Consider the following 12,905-nt stretch of genomic DNA (forward strand, 5'->3'; position numbering starts at 1 on the left):
TTATTCAATCATTCGGTAACGACGCTGCCAGGTTACGATCTCGCCCGCTTCACTGTTAACCTGAAGCTGACTGACCACGCGCAGCGTTAAATCATCGGTGTTGCCGGTGTAGTTCACCCGGAAGTAGCGACTGTTGACGGCCACCTGTTCGGCCACCTCAGTTAACTCGTCTTTCAGCTGGGGGAAGTTTTGCTCCAGCGCCTTGCTGAAAGCCTCCACGTTTTCCCATCCCGCTTCCGGGCGCGACGCGAGCAGCCGGGCGGCGTCATCTTCCGTCAGTTTTCCGGCAAACAGCGCCGCCAGCAGTTTTGCCTGCTCAGGCTTAAGGGTGTTGACGTTGATCTTGCTGCCGGCATCCGGCAGGGCACACAGCAGCGCGCTGACTTTGGCGTACGCCGCCGGTGGAAACGCGGGCAGCAGCCTGATTTCGCTGATATTGCGCATCATCTGGTTGGCCGGAAGCCGCGCGGGCTGTACGCCTGCCCAGGCGTCGGTCTCCTGAGCCTCTTTCGCCGTGGTGCTGTCGCCGTCCAGGTAATCCACCAGCTGCTGATAGACCTGCTCAGCGGTGATCTGATCCAGCCCCGCATCGGTAAGCAGCTGTTCAACCGTCTGCTGCTTACGGGATTTTTCCGGTATGGCTGATGTGGTCTGATCCTTCGCCGCCTGCTCCACGGCGAGCAGGTTATTGACGTTAAAGCAGTCCTGCGCGTCCTCAACCTGGCTCACCACCGTGTAAAACTCCCCCTGCGTCTCAAGAGGTTGATGCCACTCGCCGTCCGGCTCCAGTGGGTTCTCACCGCTGGCGGCGGTTTGCAACAGCTGCTTCACCGCCTGCTCCTGGCGCTGTATCGCCCAGCGCAGCTGCTGCTGGCTCACCTGGTAGTGGGTTTTCTGTAAATTGCGGCTGAACTGCTGGCTGATTCTGGCCGCCAGGGCCGACATCATCACCAGCAGGATAAGCACCACCAGCAGCGCAACGCCCCGCTGCTGGCTTTGATTCATTTTGTTCATGGCTGACTTTCCGGTACCGGTGCTACCGCCTGCTCCGGAGCGGGCGAAGGCTTCGCCTCTTCGGGCTTTTCAGCCGCTTTCACGGCGATCTGCGGCTGCGGCATATCCCCTGGGGTGGTAAAGACCCAGCGCCAGGTGTCGCCGCTCTCCATGGTCAGGGTTAACTCGACCCCGTTCGGCTGATGCCTGCTCTCACGCCAGTGCTTCTGCCATGAATCGCTGAAAAACCGCCACTGGACGGATTTCACCTCAGAGACAATCGGCACCTCTTCGGGTTTAACGTCTGCCGGGCTGTCGATGGTCGGCCAGACATCGCGCCATAACCGGTGATCCTCAAACCGCCAGCGCACCCGCTCAAGCTGGACATGCCCGCTCACCCCGTTGAGGGTGGTCAGTTCGATGGCGTTATCATCCTGGCGAAAAACGTCGGGTTCATTGCGCGGTGCGCGGGCCTGCTGCTGAAAAAAATCACGCTCCAGCAGGCTCCAGGCGCGCTGGATCTGATTGAGCCTGGACGCGTTGCGATCGGTGGCATTGCTGGTGCGCATCGCGCCGTCGAGGATCTGCCAGGCGAGGGTGCTGATCACCGCAAAGATGGTCAGCGCAATCATGATCTCCAGCAGCGTAAAGCCGCGCTGGCTTTGCCGTTTTTTCATTTTTTCTCTCCCGGTGGCAGAACCCGCATCGCCACTACCGGCTGGCTCTCATCCCCTTCGGCATAGACCAGGATCTCATCCGCCCAGCGCTTATCGGCAACCTTTACCCGCTGCATCCGCCAGTTCCAGTTGCGCCCGCCCATCAGTTCCGTTCCCTTCTGCTCTGCATCCGGGAAGTCGCTTTTGGTCAGTTGCGCTTCGGCGAGCAGATTCTCAGCGACCCAGCTGGCCTGGAGGGTATCCGCAAGACCGTGGGTAAAGCGGACGTTCAGGGAGACAGAGTTCATTAACGCCAGCGCGGCGGTGGAGAAGATCACCAGGGCGACCATCACCTCCAGCAGCGTCATCCCGCGCTGCGAGGCATTTCGTTTAGCCATCGTTCTCTACCGTAACCGGTGCCGCGCCCTGCGACACCACGCGGAAATGGTGTTGTTTATCATCACTCTGTAACGTCAGGGTGAAACGGCTCATCTCGCCGTCCGGTAAAAAGACGATCTGCGGCTCGGCGTCAGGCGTGGCGGCCAGACGCTGCGGGGTGAGCGAGACGTGCATCCCTTCAGGGAAGTCGCCCCCGGTGGTGATACGGCGTTGCGCTAATGGCACCCAGCGGCGTTCGCCATTTTTTTCATTGAGCGTCATCAGCTGATATTTATCCGGCGTCACTACCAGGCCCACAATATTTCCGTCCATCACCGCACGGTCGGAGCCATATTCAACAACGGCTTTTAATTGCTGGCCAAATATGTCCGCGCCGCTGCGCGACGGTATTGTGGAAACCACCATCATGGCGCAGCTGGCGAATATCACCAGCGCGAGAATAATTTCCAGCAGAGTAAAGCCGCGTTGCCTGTTCATTATTTTTTATCGAGCGACCAGTTGGTTATATCGTCTGCGGTATTGGCTTCGCCGTCCGGACCTGCGGAGAATACGTCAATAGCACCATGTTCGCCCGGGCTCACCAGAATGTAATCACTGCCCCACGGATCCTGCGGCAGGCGGCGAATATAGCCGTCGGCGCGATAGCCGTTCGGGATTGGCGCGATTTCCGGTTTGGTGACCAGCGCCTGCAGGCCCTGTTCGGTGGTGGGATAACGGTGGTTATCCAGCTTGTACATATCCAGCGAGCCTTCCAGCGCCACAATATCGCTGGTGGCTTTCTGGGTATCCGCCTTTTCTTTATTGCCCATTAAATTCGGCACCACCATACTGGCCAGCACGCCGAGAATAACAATGACCACCATTAATTCGAGCAAAGTAAAGCCCGCCTGGCGTGCCAGGTTTTTTCGTTTCATCGCCATAATTAACCTACCATATTATTAAGTTGCAGAAGCGGTTGTAATATTGACATCACAATAAACAGAACAATGGTCGCCATAGAGACCACCAGCGCCGGTTCAAATACCGACAGCGTTAAAGTAATTCGGTGCTGTAATGCTGATTCCTGGTTTTCGGCCGCACGATCCATCAGGTTACCCAGTTCGCCGCTCTCTTCGCCGGAGGCAATCATATACAGCATGGTGGGCGGGAATAATCTCGCCTGCTCCAGAGCGGCATATAACGAGGCCCCCTGACGCACGGTGTCCGCTGCCTGTTCCAACACCTGGCGGGCGTGCAGATTTTCAATCCCGTCCATGGCGATATACATCCCCTCAAGCAGCGGCACGCTACTGGCCTGCAAAATACTCAGGGTGCGGATGTAGCGCGCGCTGTTGATGGCGCACACCAGTTTTTTGATTGGTGAAGCGTTAACCAGCCAGCGGTGCCAGACAAAGCGATTCCGGACGTTTTTAAGCCAGCTTTTAAAGCCGATAAACGCCGTGACCAGCCCGCCGCCGATATAGAGGCCATAGGCCTGCAGGAAATCACTCACCGCGATCAGCGTGCGGGTGGTGATCGGCAGTTGCTGTTTCATATGGGTAAACTGCTCAATCACCTGCGGCACCACCGCCACCAGCAGGATGCAGATCACCGCCACCGCCACCACCGTCAGGGTGATGGGGTAAACCATCGCCTGGGTGAGCTTACTTTTCATCTTCTGGCGCTGTTCGTTGTACTCCGCCAGTTTTTCCAGCACGCCCCCGAGATGGCCGGTTTTTTCCCCGGCCATCACCAGGGTGCAGTAGAGTTTGTCGAAGGTGCGCGGAAACTGGCTGAACGCGTCGAACAACGTGTGTCCTTCCACCACTTTGTCGCGGATCTCGGTCACCATCGCCGCCAGCTTTTTGTCTTCCGACTGCTTTGCAATCGCCTTCAGGGCGCTCTCCAGCGGCAGCGCGGCGTTCACCAGGGTTGATAGCTGACGGGTAAACATCGACAGCACCGGGGTGGAGAGTTTGATCCCCTTCTGCGCGCTCCCGGCGGTCGCGGGTTCGCGGGTCGGCGTAATGCTCACCGGCATCAGCTTTTGCTCGCGCAACGTCTGGCGAACCTGCTTCGGCCCCTCGGCCTGGATGGTGCCGCGCTGGGTTTTCCCCGCCGCACTGGTGGCTGTCCACGCATACCACGCCATTATTCATCTCCCCCGCGCTCGGCGGTGACACGCATGACCTCTTCCAGGGAGGTGACGCCGGAAATCACCTTCAGCAGGCCGTTTTCACGCAGGCTGTAGGCCTGTTTAAAGAGTTCGGTCTCGATGGACATTTCATCTTTATCTTCGTGAATGGCCCGGCGCATCACGCTGTCCACCACCAGGAATTCATGGATCCCGGCTCGCCCCTGATACCCGCTCTGGCGGCAGTGTTCGCAGCCCACGGCGCGGTAGATCGCTTTCGGCGGCGCATCCATAAAGCTGAACAGCGCTTTTTCATTGGCGTCCAGCGGACTGGTGGTCCGGCAGTGTACACACAGCCGACGCACCAGACGCTGGGCAATGACCCCTAACAGGGATGAACCGATTAAAAATGACTCCAGACCCATATCGCGCAGGCGGGTGATGGCCCCTGCCGCGCTGTTGGTGTGCAGCGTGGACATCACCAGGTGACCGGTGAGCGACGCCTGCACCGCAATCTGCGCGGTTTCGCCGTCACGGATTTCACCGATCATCACCACGTCCGAGTCCTGACGCAGAATGGCGCGCAGCCCCCGGGCAAAGGTCATGTCGACGCGCGGGTTAACCTGGGTTTGCCCCACCCCTTCCAGCTCATACTCGATGGGATCTTCAACGGTGAGAATGTTGCGTTCATGACCGTTCAGCGCCGACAGAATGGCGTACAGGGTGGTACTTTTCCCGGAACCGGTCGGACCGGTTACCAGAATGATGCCATGCGGACGGCCAATTAATCCCTTCAGCTGCTGTAACTCTTCGTCGATGAGACCCAGCTTGTTAATGTCCGGCTTGAGATTGCTTTTATCGAGCAGACGCATCACCACCCGCTCGCCGTACTGCGAGGGGATGGTGGAAACACGCACGTCGATAGCTTTACGCCCGATACGCAGCGAGATACGTCCATCCTGCGGCAGGCGTTTTTCGGCGATATCGAGCTTCGACATAACCTTGATACGGGATACCAGCAGCGGCGCCAGCTTGCGCGCCGGTTGCAGCACCGGGCGCAGCACGCCGTCGACGCGAAAGCGGATGCTCAGCGTACGCTCGAACGTTTCGATATGAATATCCGAGGCGCCGTCTTTCACGGCCTCGCCCAGAATGGCGTTAATCAGGCGGATCACCGGCGAGTTTTCGTCGTTATCCAGCAGATCCTCGTTATCCGGGATCTCTTCGGTGAGCGCCATCAGGTCGATATCGGCGTCCATGTCATCCACCAGCTGCTGGGAGACGCCGCTGTTCTGCTGCCAGATTTTGGCCAGCATCTCGTCAAACGCCTCCGGCGTCAGGACAACCGGCGTAAACGAACGGGCCAGCACCCGGCGCATCTCCAGCAGAGCAAAGGCCGGGGCGTCATCGCGGACAAAGACCTGATCCTGATAAAAGAGGACGCCATTATCCTTGGCAAAGCTGCTGGTGCATAAGGCGTTGGTGAGTTCATCCATCTCCCGCCCCCTTACTCTTTAAACGGATTGCGCGGGGCCGCAGGGGCGGGAGTGCCCTGAGACGGATAGGCCGGCAGTACCGCTGTGTCATCGTTGGAGACGATGCCCAGCTTCTTCTCTTCCATGCGCTGCTGTTGGCGCGCGCGGATCTGGTCATATTTTTCCTTCGACGACGCACTGTAGCTGTCGTCGTCACGCAGGACGGTGGTGTGGATAAAGACCATCAGGTTACGTTTCGAGGTATCCTGGGAGGTGTAGCGGAAGAGCTGCCCCACCAGCGGAAGATCCCCCAGCAGCGGCACTTTCGAGACGTTCTGCTTGGTGACGTTCTCCATTAACCCGCCGAGGACTACCGTCTGCCCGCTGTGTACCATCACTTCGTTATTGATGGTACGGGTATTGAAGGTTGGACCGAGGCTGGCATCTTCCGTCGCGCTGGCATCCACGCTGGAAACTTCCTGCTCAATCTTCAGGTGAATGATGTCACCGTCGTTGATCTGCGGCACAATTTTCAGCTTGGTACCAACTGTCTTACGCTCCACCGAGTTAAAGACGTTATCGCCGCTGGTGGTCTGCGAGCCGGACAGCACCGGCACATCCTGACCTACGTTAAACGACGCCTCTTTGTTATCCAGGGTAACTACGCTTGGGGTTGAAAGAATGTCGTTTTTACCGTCGGTGGAGAGAGCAGTCATCAGCGCGCCAAAATCACCGTTAAAGAAACCGGTCGCCATGCCGGTAAAGCTGGTTCCTTTGATGGCGCCGCTCTTCACCTGGCTTATCGGCATGCCGGTTGCGCCAAACTGCACACCGCCATGTTTGCCGGTCCACTGCACGCCAAGGTCGAGACCGTTGCCGTCCTGCACTTCGGCAATGATCGCTTCTACCAGCACCTGCGGACGGCGGATATCGAGTTTGTCGATCACTTTTTCCAGCGAGTTCATCACGTTAGGCTGGGCGGTGATCACCAGTGAGTTGGTGGCTTCATCGGCGGTGATATTCAGATCGCTGCTGGTGGAGGCTGTTTTGCTTTTTGACGCCGGCGCTTTGTCTTTCAGCTGTTCGCCGATGCCGGTGAGCACCGGCACCACTTTGCTGGCGCTGGCATACTTCAGGTAGAAGACGCGGGTGTTGCCCTCGTTGTTCTGCTCACGATCGAGCTGACTGACCAGCGACCGGGTGCGCGCGCGGGCATCTTCCGAGCCGCTGATCACCAGGCTATTCGTCTCGTCATCGGCAACGACTTTGGTTGCCAGCTGCGGCGCGTTCTGCCCTTTTTGCTCTTCGTTGTTGAGATTATTCAACATGTCAGAGAGCTCTTTGGCCGAAGCATAGCGTAACGGCACGATCTCGCGACGCTGCATGCCGGAGCGATCGACCCGCTGCACCAGATCCACCAGCCGGTTCACCACCGAGGCTTTACCGGTCAGCAGCAGCACGTTGGAAGGTTCAAAATGGACCACGTTACCAATACCGGAGGCATCGTTCAGCTGGCGCAGCAGCGGTGCCAGCTCACGCACCGGCACGTTCTCCATCCGCACCACGCGGGTGATAATCTCATCACCCTTGCCAGGATGCTGACTGTCTGCCAGCGGCACGCCTGACGTACGCGCCACCGTGGAGCGCACCACTTTCACCATGCCGTTATCCATCGGGATCACCGACAGACCGTACAGATCCAGCACGCTCAGGAAGAACTGATAGTATTCCTCTTCCGTCAGCACGTTATAGGTCTTAACCGATACGTTGCCCTGAACGGACGGATCGACCAGGATGGTTTTATTAAGGTTGCGCCCTACCGTATCGATAAATTCACGAATATCGGTGTTCTTGAAACTGGCGCTGAAGTTCGCCGCCATTACCGAACTGGAAATAAAAGAGGCGGCAGTCAACGCTATACATGCCCAGGGAAATTTCTTCATCTCATTACACTTGTTAATTGGTTAAAACATTAACCCGAATATTTTCAAGATGAGCGTGGCGTCTGACTACGACTTCCGCTTCTCTCATTTTCGACCAGCCGGCAATAATACTTTTCGCCTGCTCCGCTCGCGTCATATCGACGGAATTCACTTTCACTACCACATCTCCCTTTTCCAGCCCGCTATTGCTAAAAAAGGAAGAGGCATTTTTTGGCTTAATTTGATAGCCTTCGAGCTGACCCTTTTCGATATAGGGTTTCAGCACTAAATAATCGTCGAGATGGATATTATCTGCTCCGGGATCGCCTTTAGGCTTCTGTGCGGGCGAGGAATTCATATCGCCTTTAAAATAGTCAGGACGTTTTAACGCCAGCACCTGCCGCTCGCCCTCGTAACTCACCACCACATTGTCGGGGTTGATCTCATCGATATAGGCATCGTTGTAACCGGGCAGCGGATCGCCTTCACGCAGACTCTTCTGCCCGACAGGCGTTTTGATGACGGCAAAGGAGAGCCACGCTTCATCGCTGTTGATGATGCCGTCCACCTCGGCAGAAATACGCTTTTTTGTCGCCTGCTGCGCCACGGGTTGGTAAGCGGCTGGCTGGAAAAGGGCAAAGGCCTGCTCTGACTGCTGCGCACGGGAAAGCGCGGGCGCCTTATCCGGACTGGAATTGGCCGCCTTTTTATACTCTTTAAATACGACATATCCCTGCTGACCGCTAAATATCAGCAGGACAAACATTACGCATGGCGCAATATACCGGGAATAGAACTGCATTTTCATTTTTAAAACTGACCTTTTAGTCAATGCAGGAGTTAGCAGCCTGGCGCTGCACCTGAATACCCAGAAATAGTAATAATGATGCGCCCCCCGCTCCATCGGGTTTGCCGTTAACTTTAATAAAGAAAAATATTGACCAGACAAATATCCGATGTTAACCAGCCGACGCAGGTTATTTTTCTCCTCCAGCGAAATTGACCCTTTACCGCGCTTCCCTTACTTTCCAGGTTGACATTTGGTCAATGAAATACAACGGTGAAGCGTTATGTTCCTCAGTCATTTTAAATTTGCCCGCCCCCCCTTCAGGAGCGCAGCCCGCCCCTGCGGCAGTTTCTTTGCGGCTTATCATCAGGATGTCTTCGGCATGCTGGCAGAGAAATCAACCATGCCAGGGATTGTGGCGCTGTTTGGCGATGACGAGGCACTGCTCAACACCTTCACCGGGCATCTGCTGGCGAAAACCTCCGCCGGGGTTGCCGTTAACGCTTTTCCGAAGCTGAACGCGAAAGGGCTGCTGTATAAACTCAGCGCCCAGGCAAAAGATGCCAGCAACAAAATTCACGCCATTGACGCGGTACTGCGCCAGTGGCACGAGAAATACCCTGCCTGCAAAAAGAGCGGCATGGTAATGACCGTCTCCGCCGTTCAGGCGATGCGCGATAACTGCTGGGAGGCGCTGGGCATGCTGCTCTCCCGGGCGCAGGAGTGCAACCTGTCGCTGACGCTGGTCCTGACCGGCACCCCTGACCAGGAAGCGCGCCTGATGAACCACTCTGGGCTGGCGTCCCGGGTGCATACCCGCCATACCCTGCGCCCGCTCACCTGCCGCGAAGTGATGAGCTATGTTCAGGCGCAGACCCAGGAGCATGGGGCGGAAACCTTACCCTTTACCCCTGCCCGCATACGCCGGATGCACGCCCTGAGCAAAGGATCGGTAAGCCAGCTGAACGCGCTGGCGCACCTGTCGCTACTGGCGGCCTGGACCGAACGAGCCCCCGGCGTCGGGCCACGCCATTTACGTCTGGCGGCAGGTGAAGTGCTGCCGCGCAAAACCCACCGCAAAACCCTGGCGACGGTTGGCCTGTTCGCCAGCGTACTGTTTGCCGCCTGCGGATGGTATTTCTCAGGCGCCATCACAGCGAAACTCCCCGTGCCGCTGCCTGTTCCGCCGAGCTGGAAACAGACAGTCCATACGCCGCAGGCCCCGGTTCTGCCGACCCTGGATAAAGAGGTGGTGAATTCACCGGATGCCATGCATCAGCTCTACACCATGTGGGGGTACGATCCCTCCACGGAAGAGGCGCTTTGCCAGAATGCCGCCCGGGTGAATCTCACCTGTAAACAGGGCCACGCCTCGCTGCAGGAGCTGGAAAAAGAGGGCTATCCGTGGGTGAGCGAACTGAAAACCGGCGATCACCTGAACTATGCGGTGGTGGCCCGCGTCGGTCAGAACTCGCTGGATTTACTGCTGAATAATCGCACCTGGCAGGTGAAGCGCAGCTGGTTTAACGCCCACGCCACCGGGAATTACACGTTGTTGCACCGTCTGACCCCGGCAGGACAAGATTTGGTCGGCGCCGCCAGCAGCCGCCAGGATCTGGCCTGGATCGACACGCAACTCAGTCAGGCGCTGCATGAACCTGAAACCCATGCTCAGTCCTGGACGCAGACGCTGGTGCAGCGCACCCGGGAATTTCAGGCCCAGGCTGGGCTGAACGTAGACGGCATGCCTGGGGAAGAGACGCTGATGCAGTTAATGCGAGCCAATAACACCATCCCGACGGTCATCACCCAGGTCGCTGACACCGCCCCGCAAGTTCTGGCGCAAGGAAAAACGCATTAATGTCTACTATATGCCTCGCTGCTCAGCGCAGCTTTAATACCGGCGAGGCGGTCTGGTTCTCATACCGCCTTCCCGCGTTGCATAAAATCGTCTTCAGAACCCTGGCCTGCTTATGCTGCCTGGGGGCCGTTTTGATCGCCGGGCTGTACGCCCATATTTACTGGAATCTTCAGCATCCGGCGCCAGCACCCAAACCAGTGAGCGTGGCGCAACCGGATACGCAGCTTTCGGATATGCATTATGTCTATATCTCGAAACCGTTCCCGGAACCGAAACCAAAAGTCGCGGAGTATACCGCACCGCCGCTACCGTCAGACGATCCGTTGATGATGGATAAATCTTTAGACTGGCAGCAGGCTCCGGACAATGATATTTCCAGCGAACCGTTGCCCGATACGCACATCGCCCAGCAAGCAACCGATTCCGATTCGTTAAAAGAGCGGTTTATGCAGGCATTAAAAGAGCAGCAGCAGGACTATTCGCAGGGAAAAATACCGGATGCACCGGTTGATGAGACACAAGATGATTCTGAGACGAATAATCGGGTGATAAACCAGACGGTAGCGTTAAAAACGGAAAAAATAGACACATCAATGCTAAAAAAATCTCCACAGGCGTTAACCCATGGAGATTTGCGGAATGGTTATCAGTAGCGTTCTGGCAGGCTGGTGATATTTATTAATTTACCTTTTTCAACGACAATATACTGACCTTTTTTCAGGTCTGAGAGAATTTTAATGATGGTGCTGCGCGCCAGGCTTGTGTATTCCTGAATGTAATCATAAACGTTAATATCACGATTCTGATGAACAATCAGTTCATTAATTTCGAGGAGGAATTCACGGACGACAGAATAAGCGCTGCGGGCAACCAGGATATCATCGCGCTTGCTCAGTACGTCGATATACCAGATCAAGAGCTGGCTGAACTCTGGCCACAGGTTTTTCTCGCTAATGATACGTTCGAACTCATCACGTTTGATGGTGCGAATGACGGTGGTATCGCGAACCAGGCCGTACATGTGAGAGGCTCTGTTATAGACGGCAGAGACCCCTAAAAATCCGGCCTGACGCATGGTAAACATACTTAACTCATCGGAGCTCCGACGAATTTCGACTTCACCACTGACCATTACATGAACATATTGGGAATCGGCGGTAATAATCTTCTGCCATTTCTTTAACGTTTTTTCAGGATAATCCGCCGTAGCGGCAATAATGGCGTCAATCGCCTTTTTCGGTCGACTATTTTTAGAGTATACGTTTAACATTATTATGCCTGTTGAAATTTTTATGGATAAAGCAGCCCACTGCGTCTAAAAAGGCGCAAAGGATAATTCGAAATAACGTTGCTGAGAGTAAGTCTCAAATAATATTTACTTTGTAATAATAGTTAGCAAGCTATATGTACATCTTATATTCGGGTAAATTTAAGTCAATTAACTAAAAATGAATCGCGATTGAACCTAAGATTAATCTTAAGTCGGGTACAGAGTAAAGCCCTTGAACGGCGCGGCTTGCAGCTTATCCCTGACCATATTTTTCAAGTAACGCTTCCGCGATAGCAATTGTTTCTCTATCAGAAACACCATTCCATAATTGCGGTCTGAAATGCATTTGAAAAGCCATAATAATGAGCTTTTGTTGTGAGGGTGGAATATTATCTGGAACATCATATCCGTAGCGAGATAATAAACTGAGGAGTGTGGCACTGTCTGCGGGTTGATAAGGCGGTTGCCCGTTCAGATAAAACGCCACACGTGCAGGATCCGGCCAGGCGCCAATCCCCTGCTGCGCCAGCGCCTGCCAGGGGAACAACGGACCGGGATCGTCCTTGCGCTGCGGGGCGATGTCCGCGTGGGCGACCACGTTCTGGGGTTTAATGTCGTAACGCTGGATAATATCCTTCGCCAGCGGGATCAGGGCAGCGATCTGCGCCGGTTCGAAGGGAGCAAAGCGTTTCTGGCCGTTAATTTTTTGCCAGCCGCGGTTTTCCAGCTCAATGCCAATAGAGGTGTCATTAATGCGCGTGGCGCCACGCCAGAAGCTGACGCCAGCATGCCAGGCCAGATCCCGCTCCGGCACCAGCTGCCAGATCCGCGGTTTTCCTTTATGCAGGGGCGGGATCGCCGGGATCAAATAGTGGGAGCTGACGTTTTTATCGGTCAGGGTGGCCAGCGAGCTGTCAAAATCGTCGGCGGTGTAATGGATAACCAGCACCTTAACGCGCGGATAGGCCGCCTGCGCCTGACGCCGGGTGTCCAGCTCATACGCCCCTTTCTCAATGACCCCTTTTTCTGCCGCACAGCCTGCCAGCAGCAACGCCAGCAGGAGGGGCACAAATGCCTGCTTCATCGGCGCGTTTTCACCGCCGTACCGCTGACGCTAACCATCAGCATACTGGCGTCTTTGCCGACGGTTTCGTAGTCGATATCGATCCCCACTACCGCGTCAGCCCCCATCGCCTTCGCCTGCTCGCCCATCTCCCTGAAGGCAATTTCACGCGCCTTGCGCAGCTCTTTCTCATAAGCGCCGGAGCGACCGCCGACGATATCGCGGATGCCGGCAAAAAAGTCACGGAAGACGTTGGCGCCGAGTATGGCTTCCCCGGTTACCACGCCGCAGTATTCGCTGATGGGTTGTCCTTCCAGAGTGGGGGTAGTTGAAAATTGCATCCTGGTCTCCTTTGCGCGAGTTAAG

At 56.0% G+C, this 12,905-nt stretch carries 14 protein-coding genes; 2 read left to right on the forward strand and 12 right to left on the reverse strand.

The genetic code is table 11. The features are described from left to right. The 9 genes from gspK to gspC are packed head-to-tail and all read right to left on the reverse strand — an operon-like array spanning position 1 to position 8,324. On the reverse strand, positions 1-1,005 hold the full coding sequence (gene gspK, locus DVA44_RS16265; protein WP_371413871.1) for a type II secretion system minor pseudopilin GspK: 1,005 nt from the start codon (positions 1,003-1,005) through the stop codon (positions 1-3). 5 nt (positions 1,006-1,010) lie between these two features. After that, complete coding sequence (gene gspJ / locus DVA44_RS16270) at positions 1,011-1,670, reverse strand: type II secretion system minor pseudopilin GspJ (protein ID WP_114387551.1); 660 nt, start codon at positions 1,668-1,670, stop codon at positions 1,011-1,013. Beyond that, positions 1,667-2,047 carry a type II secretion system minor pseudopilin GspI gene (gspI, locus tag DVA44_RS16275; protein WP_114315483.1) on the reverse strand — a complete coding sequence of 127 codons (381 nt, stop codon included), beginning with the start codon at positions 2,045-2,047 and terminating at the stop codon, positions 1,667-1,669. The genes gspJ and gspI overlap by 4 nt, the downstream gene beginning before the upstream one ends. Continuing rightward, complete coding sequence (gene gspH / locus DVA44_RS16280; protein WP_114315484.1) at positions 2,040-2,525, reverse strand: type II secretion system minor pseudopilin GspH; 486 nt, start codon at positions 2,523-2,525, stop codon at positions 2,040-2,042. The genes gspI and gspH overlap by 8 nt, the downstream gene beginning before the upstream one ends. After that, positions 2,525-2,968 (reverse strand): type II secretion system major pseudopilin GspG, encoded by a 444-nt coding sequence (gene gspG, locus DVA44_RS16285; protein ID WP_103823420.1) that lies wholly within the window; start codon positions 2,966-2,968, stop codon positions 2,525-2,527. Before gspG ends, gspH begins: the two co-directional genes overlap by 1 nt. A gap of 2 nt (positions 2,969-2,970) precedes the next feature. Beyond that, positions 2,971-4,179, reverse strand: a complete 1,209-nt coding sequence (gene gspF, locus DVA44_RS16290) for a type II secretion system inner membrane protein GspF (RefSeq protein WP_114387552.1) — start codon at positions 4,177-4,179, stop codon at positions 2,971-2,973. Continuing rightward, positions 4,179-5,657 (reverse strand): type II secretion system ATPase GspE, encoded by a 1,479-nt coding sequence (gspE, locus tag DVA44_RS16295; RefSeq protein ID WP_114387553.1) that lies wholly within the window; start codon positions 5,655-5,657, stop codon positions 4,179-4,181. The genes gspF and gspE overlap by 1 nt, the downstream gene beginning before the upstream one ends. Positions 5,658-5,668: 11 nt before the next feature. Continuing rightward, on the reverse strand, positions 5,669-7,579 hold the full coding sequence (gspD, locus tag DVA44_RS16300; protein WP_114387554.1) for a type II secretion system secretin GspD: 1,911 nt from the start codon (positions 7,577-7,579) through the stop codon (positions 5,669-5,671). 13 nt (positions 7,580-7,592) lie between these two features. Then, on the reverse strand, positions 7,593-8,324 hold the full coding sequence (gspC, locus tag DVA44_RS16305; RefSeq protein WP_114317120.1) for a type II secretion system protein GspC: 732 nt from the start codon (positions 8,322-8,324) through the stop codon (positions 7,593-7,595). A gap of 304 nt (positions 8,325-8,628) precedes the next feature. On the opposite strand from gspC, the gene DVA44_RS16310 reads away from it, so the two are divergent. Then, positions 8,629-10,206, forward strand: a complete 1,578-nt coding sequence (locus tag DVA44_RS16310; RefSeq protein WP_114387555.1) for an ExeA family protein — start codon at positions 8,629-8,631, stop codon at positions 10,204-10,206. A 131-nt stretch (positions 10,207-10,337) separates the two neighbouring features. Then, positions 10,338-10,859 carry a hypothetical protein gene (locus tag DVA44_RS16315; protein ID WP_327060613.1) on the forward strand — a complete coding sequence of 174 codons (522 nt, stop codon included), beginning with the start codon at positions 10,338-10,340 and terminating at the stop codon, positions 10,857-10,859. Here DVA44_RS16315 and DVA44_RS16320 read toward each other — a convergent pair. From DVA44_RS16320 to DVA44_RS16330, 3 genes are all read right to left on the reverse strand, one after another. Beyond that, positions 10,853-11,476 carry a helix-turn-helix domain-containing protein gene (locus tag DVA44_RS16320; RefSeq protein ID WP_114315489.1) on the reverse strand — a complete coding sequence of 208 codons (624 nt, stop codon included), beginning with the start codon at positions 11,474-11,476 and terminating at the stop codon, positions 10,853-10,855. The two genes, DVA44_RS16315 and DVA44_RS16320, sit on opposite strands and share 7 nt — an antisense overlap. 253 nt (positions 11,477-11,729) lie before the next feature. Continuing rightward, a complete protein-coding gene (locus DVA44_RS16325) occupies positions 11,730-12,560 on the reverse strand; it encodes an N-acetylmuramoyl-L-alanine amidase (protein WP_114387556.1) in 831 nt (276 codons plus the stop codon). After that, on the reverse strand, positions 12,557-12,880 hold the full coding sequence (locus tag DVA44_RS16330; protein WP_103178871.1) for a heavy metal-binding domain-containing protein: 324 nt from the start codon (positions 12,878-12,880) through the stop codon (positions 12,557-12,559). The genes DVA44_RS16325 and DVA44_RS16330 overlap by 4 nt, the downstream gene beginning before the upstream one ends. Between the last annotated feature and the right edge of the window lie 25 nt (positions 12,881-12,905).

Source organism: Leclercia sp. W17 (genome assembly GCF_003336325.1).
Lineage (GTDB): Bacteria > Pseudomonadota > Gammaproteobacteria > Enterobacterales > Enterobacteriaceae > Enterobacter.

What these genes read in the sequence shown, in the direction of transcription:
- gspK (WP_371413871.1), bottom strand. Translation starts at nt 1,005, where the DNA reads ATGAATCAAAGCCAGCAGCGGGGCGTTGCGCTGCTGGTGGTGCTTATC.
- gspJ (WP_114387551.1), bottom strand. Translation starts at nt 1,670, where the DNA reads ATGAAAAAACGGCAAAGCCAGCGCGGCTTTACGCTGCTGGAGATCATG.
- gspI (WP_114315483.1), bottom strand. Translation starts at nt 2,047, where the DNA reads ATGGCTAAACGAAATGCCTCGCAGCGCGGGATGACGCTGCTGGAGGTG.
- gspH (WP_114315484.1), bottom strand. Translation starts at nt 2,525, where the DNA reads ATGAACAGGCAACGCGGCTTTACTCTGCTGGAAATTATTCTCGCGCTG.
- gspG (WP_103823420.1), bottom strand. Translation starts at nt 2,968, where the DNA reads ATGGCGATGAAACGAAAAAACCTGGCACGCCAGGCGGGCTTTACTTTG.
- gspF (WP_114387552.1), bottom strand. Translation starts at nt 4,179, where the DNA reads ATGGCGTGGTATGCGTGGACAGCCACCAGTGCGGCGGGGAAAACCCAG.
- gspE (WP_114387553.1), bottom strand. Translation starts at nt 5,657, where the DNA reads ATGGATGAACTCACCAACGCCTTATGCACCAGCAGCTTTGCCAAGGAT.
- gspD (WP_114387554.1), bottom strand. Translation starts at nt 7,579, where the DNA reads ATGAAGAAATTTCCCTGGGCATGTATAGCGTTGACTGCCGCCTCTTTT.
- gspC (WP_114317120.1), bottom strand. Translation starts at nt 8,324, where the DNA reads ATGTTTGTCCTGCTGATATTTAGCGGTCAGCAGGGATATGTCGTATTT.
- DVA44_RS16310 (WP_114387555.1), top strand. Translation starts at nt 8,629, where the DNA reads ATGTTCCTCAGTCATTTTAAATTTGCCCGCCCCCCCTTCAGGAGCGCA.
- DVA44_RS16320 (WP_114315489.1), bottom strand. Translation starts at nt 11,476, where the DNA reads ATGTTAAACGTATACTCTAAAAATAGTCGACCGAAAAAGGCGATTGAC.
- DVA44_RS16325 (WP_114387556.1), bottom strand. Translation starts at nt 12,560, where the DNA reads ATGAAGCAGGCATTTGTGCCCCTCCTGCTGGCGTTGCTGCTGGCAGGC.
- DVA44_RS16330 (WP_103178871.1), bottom strand. Translation starts at nt 12,880, where the DNA reads ATGCAATTTTCAACTACCCCCACTCTGGAAGGACAACCCATCAGCGAA.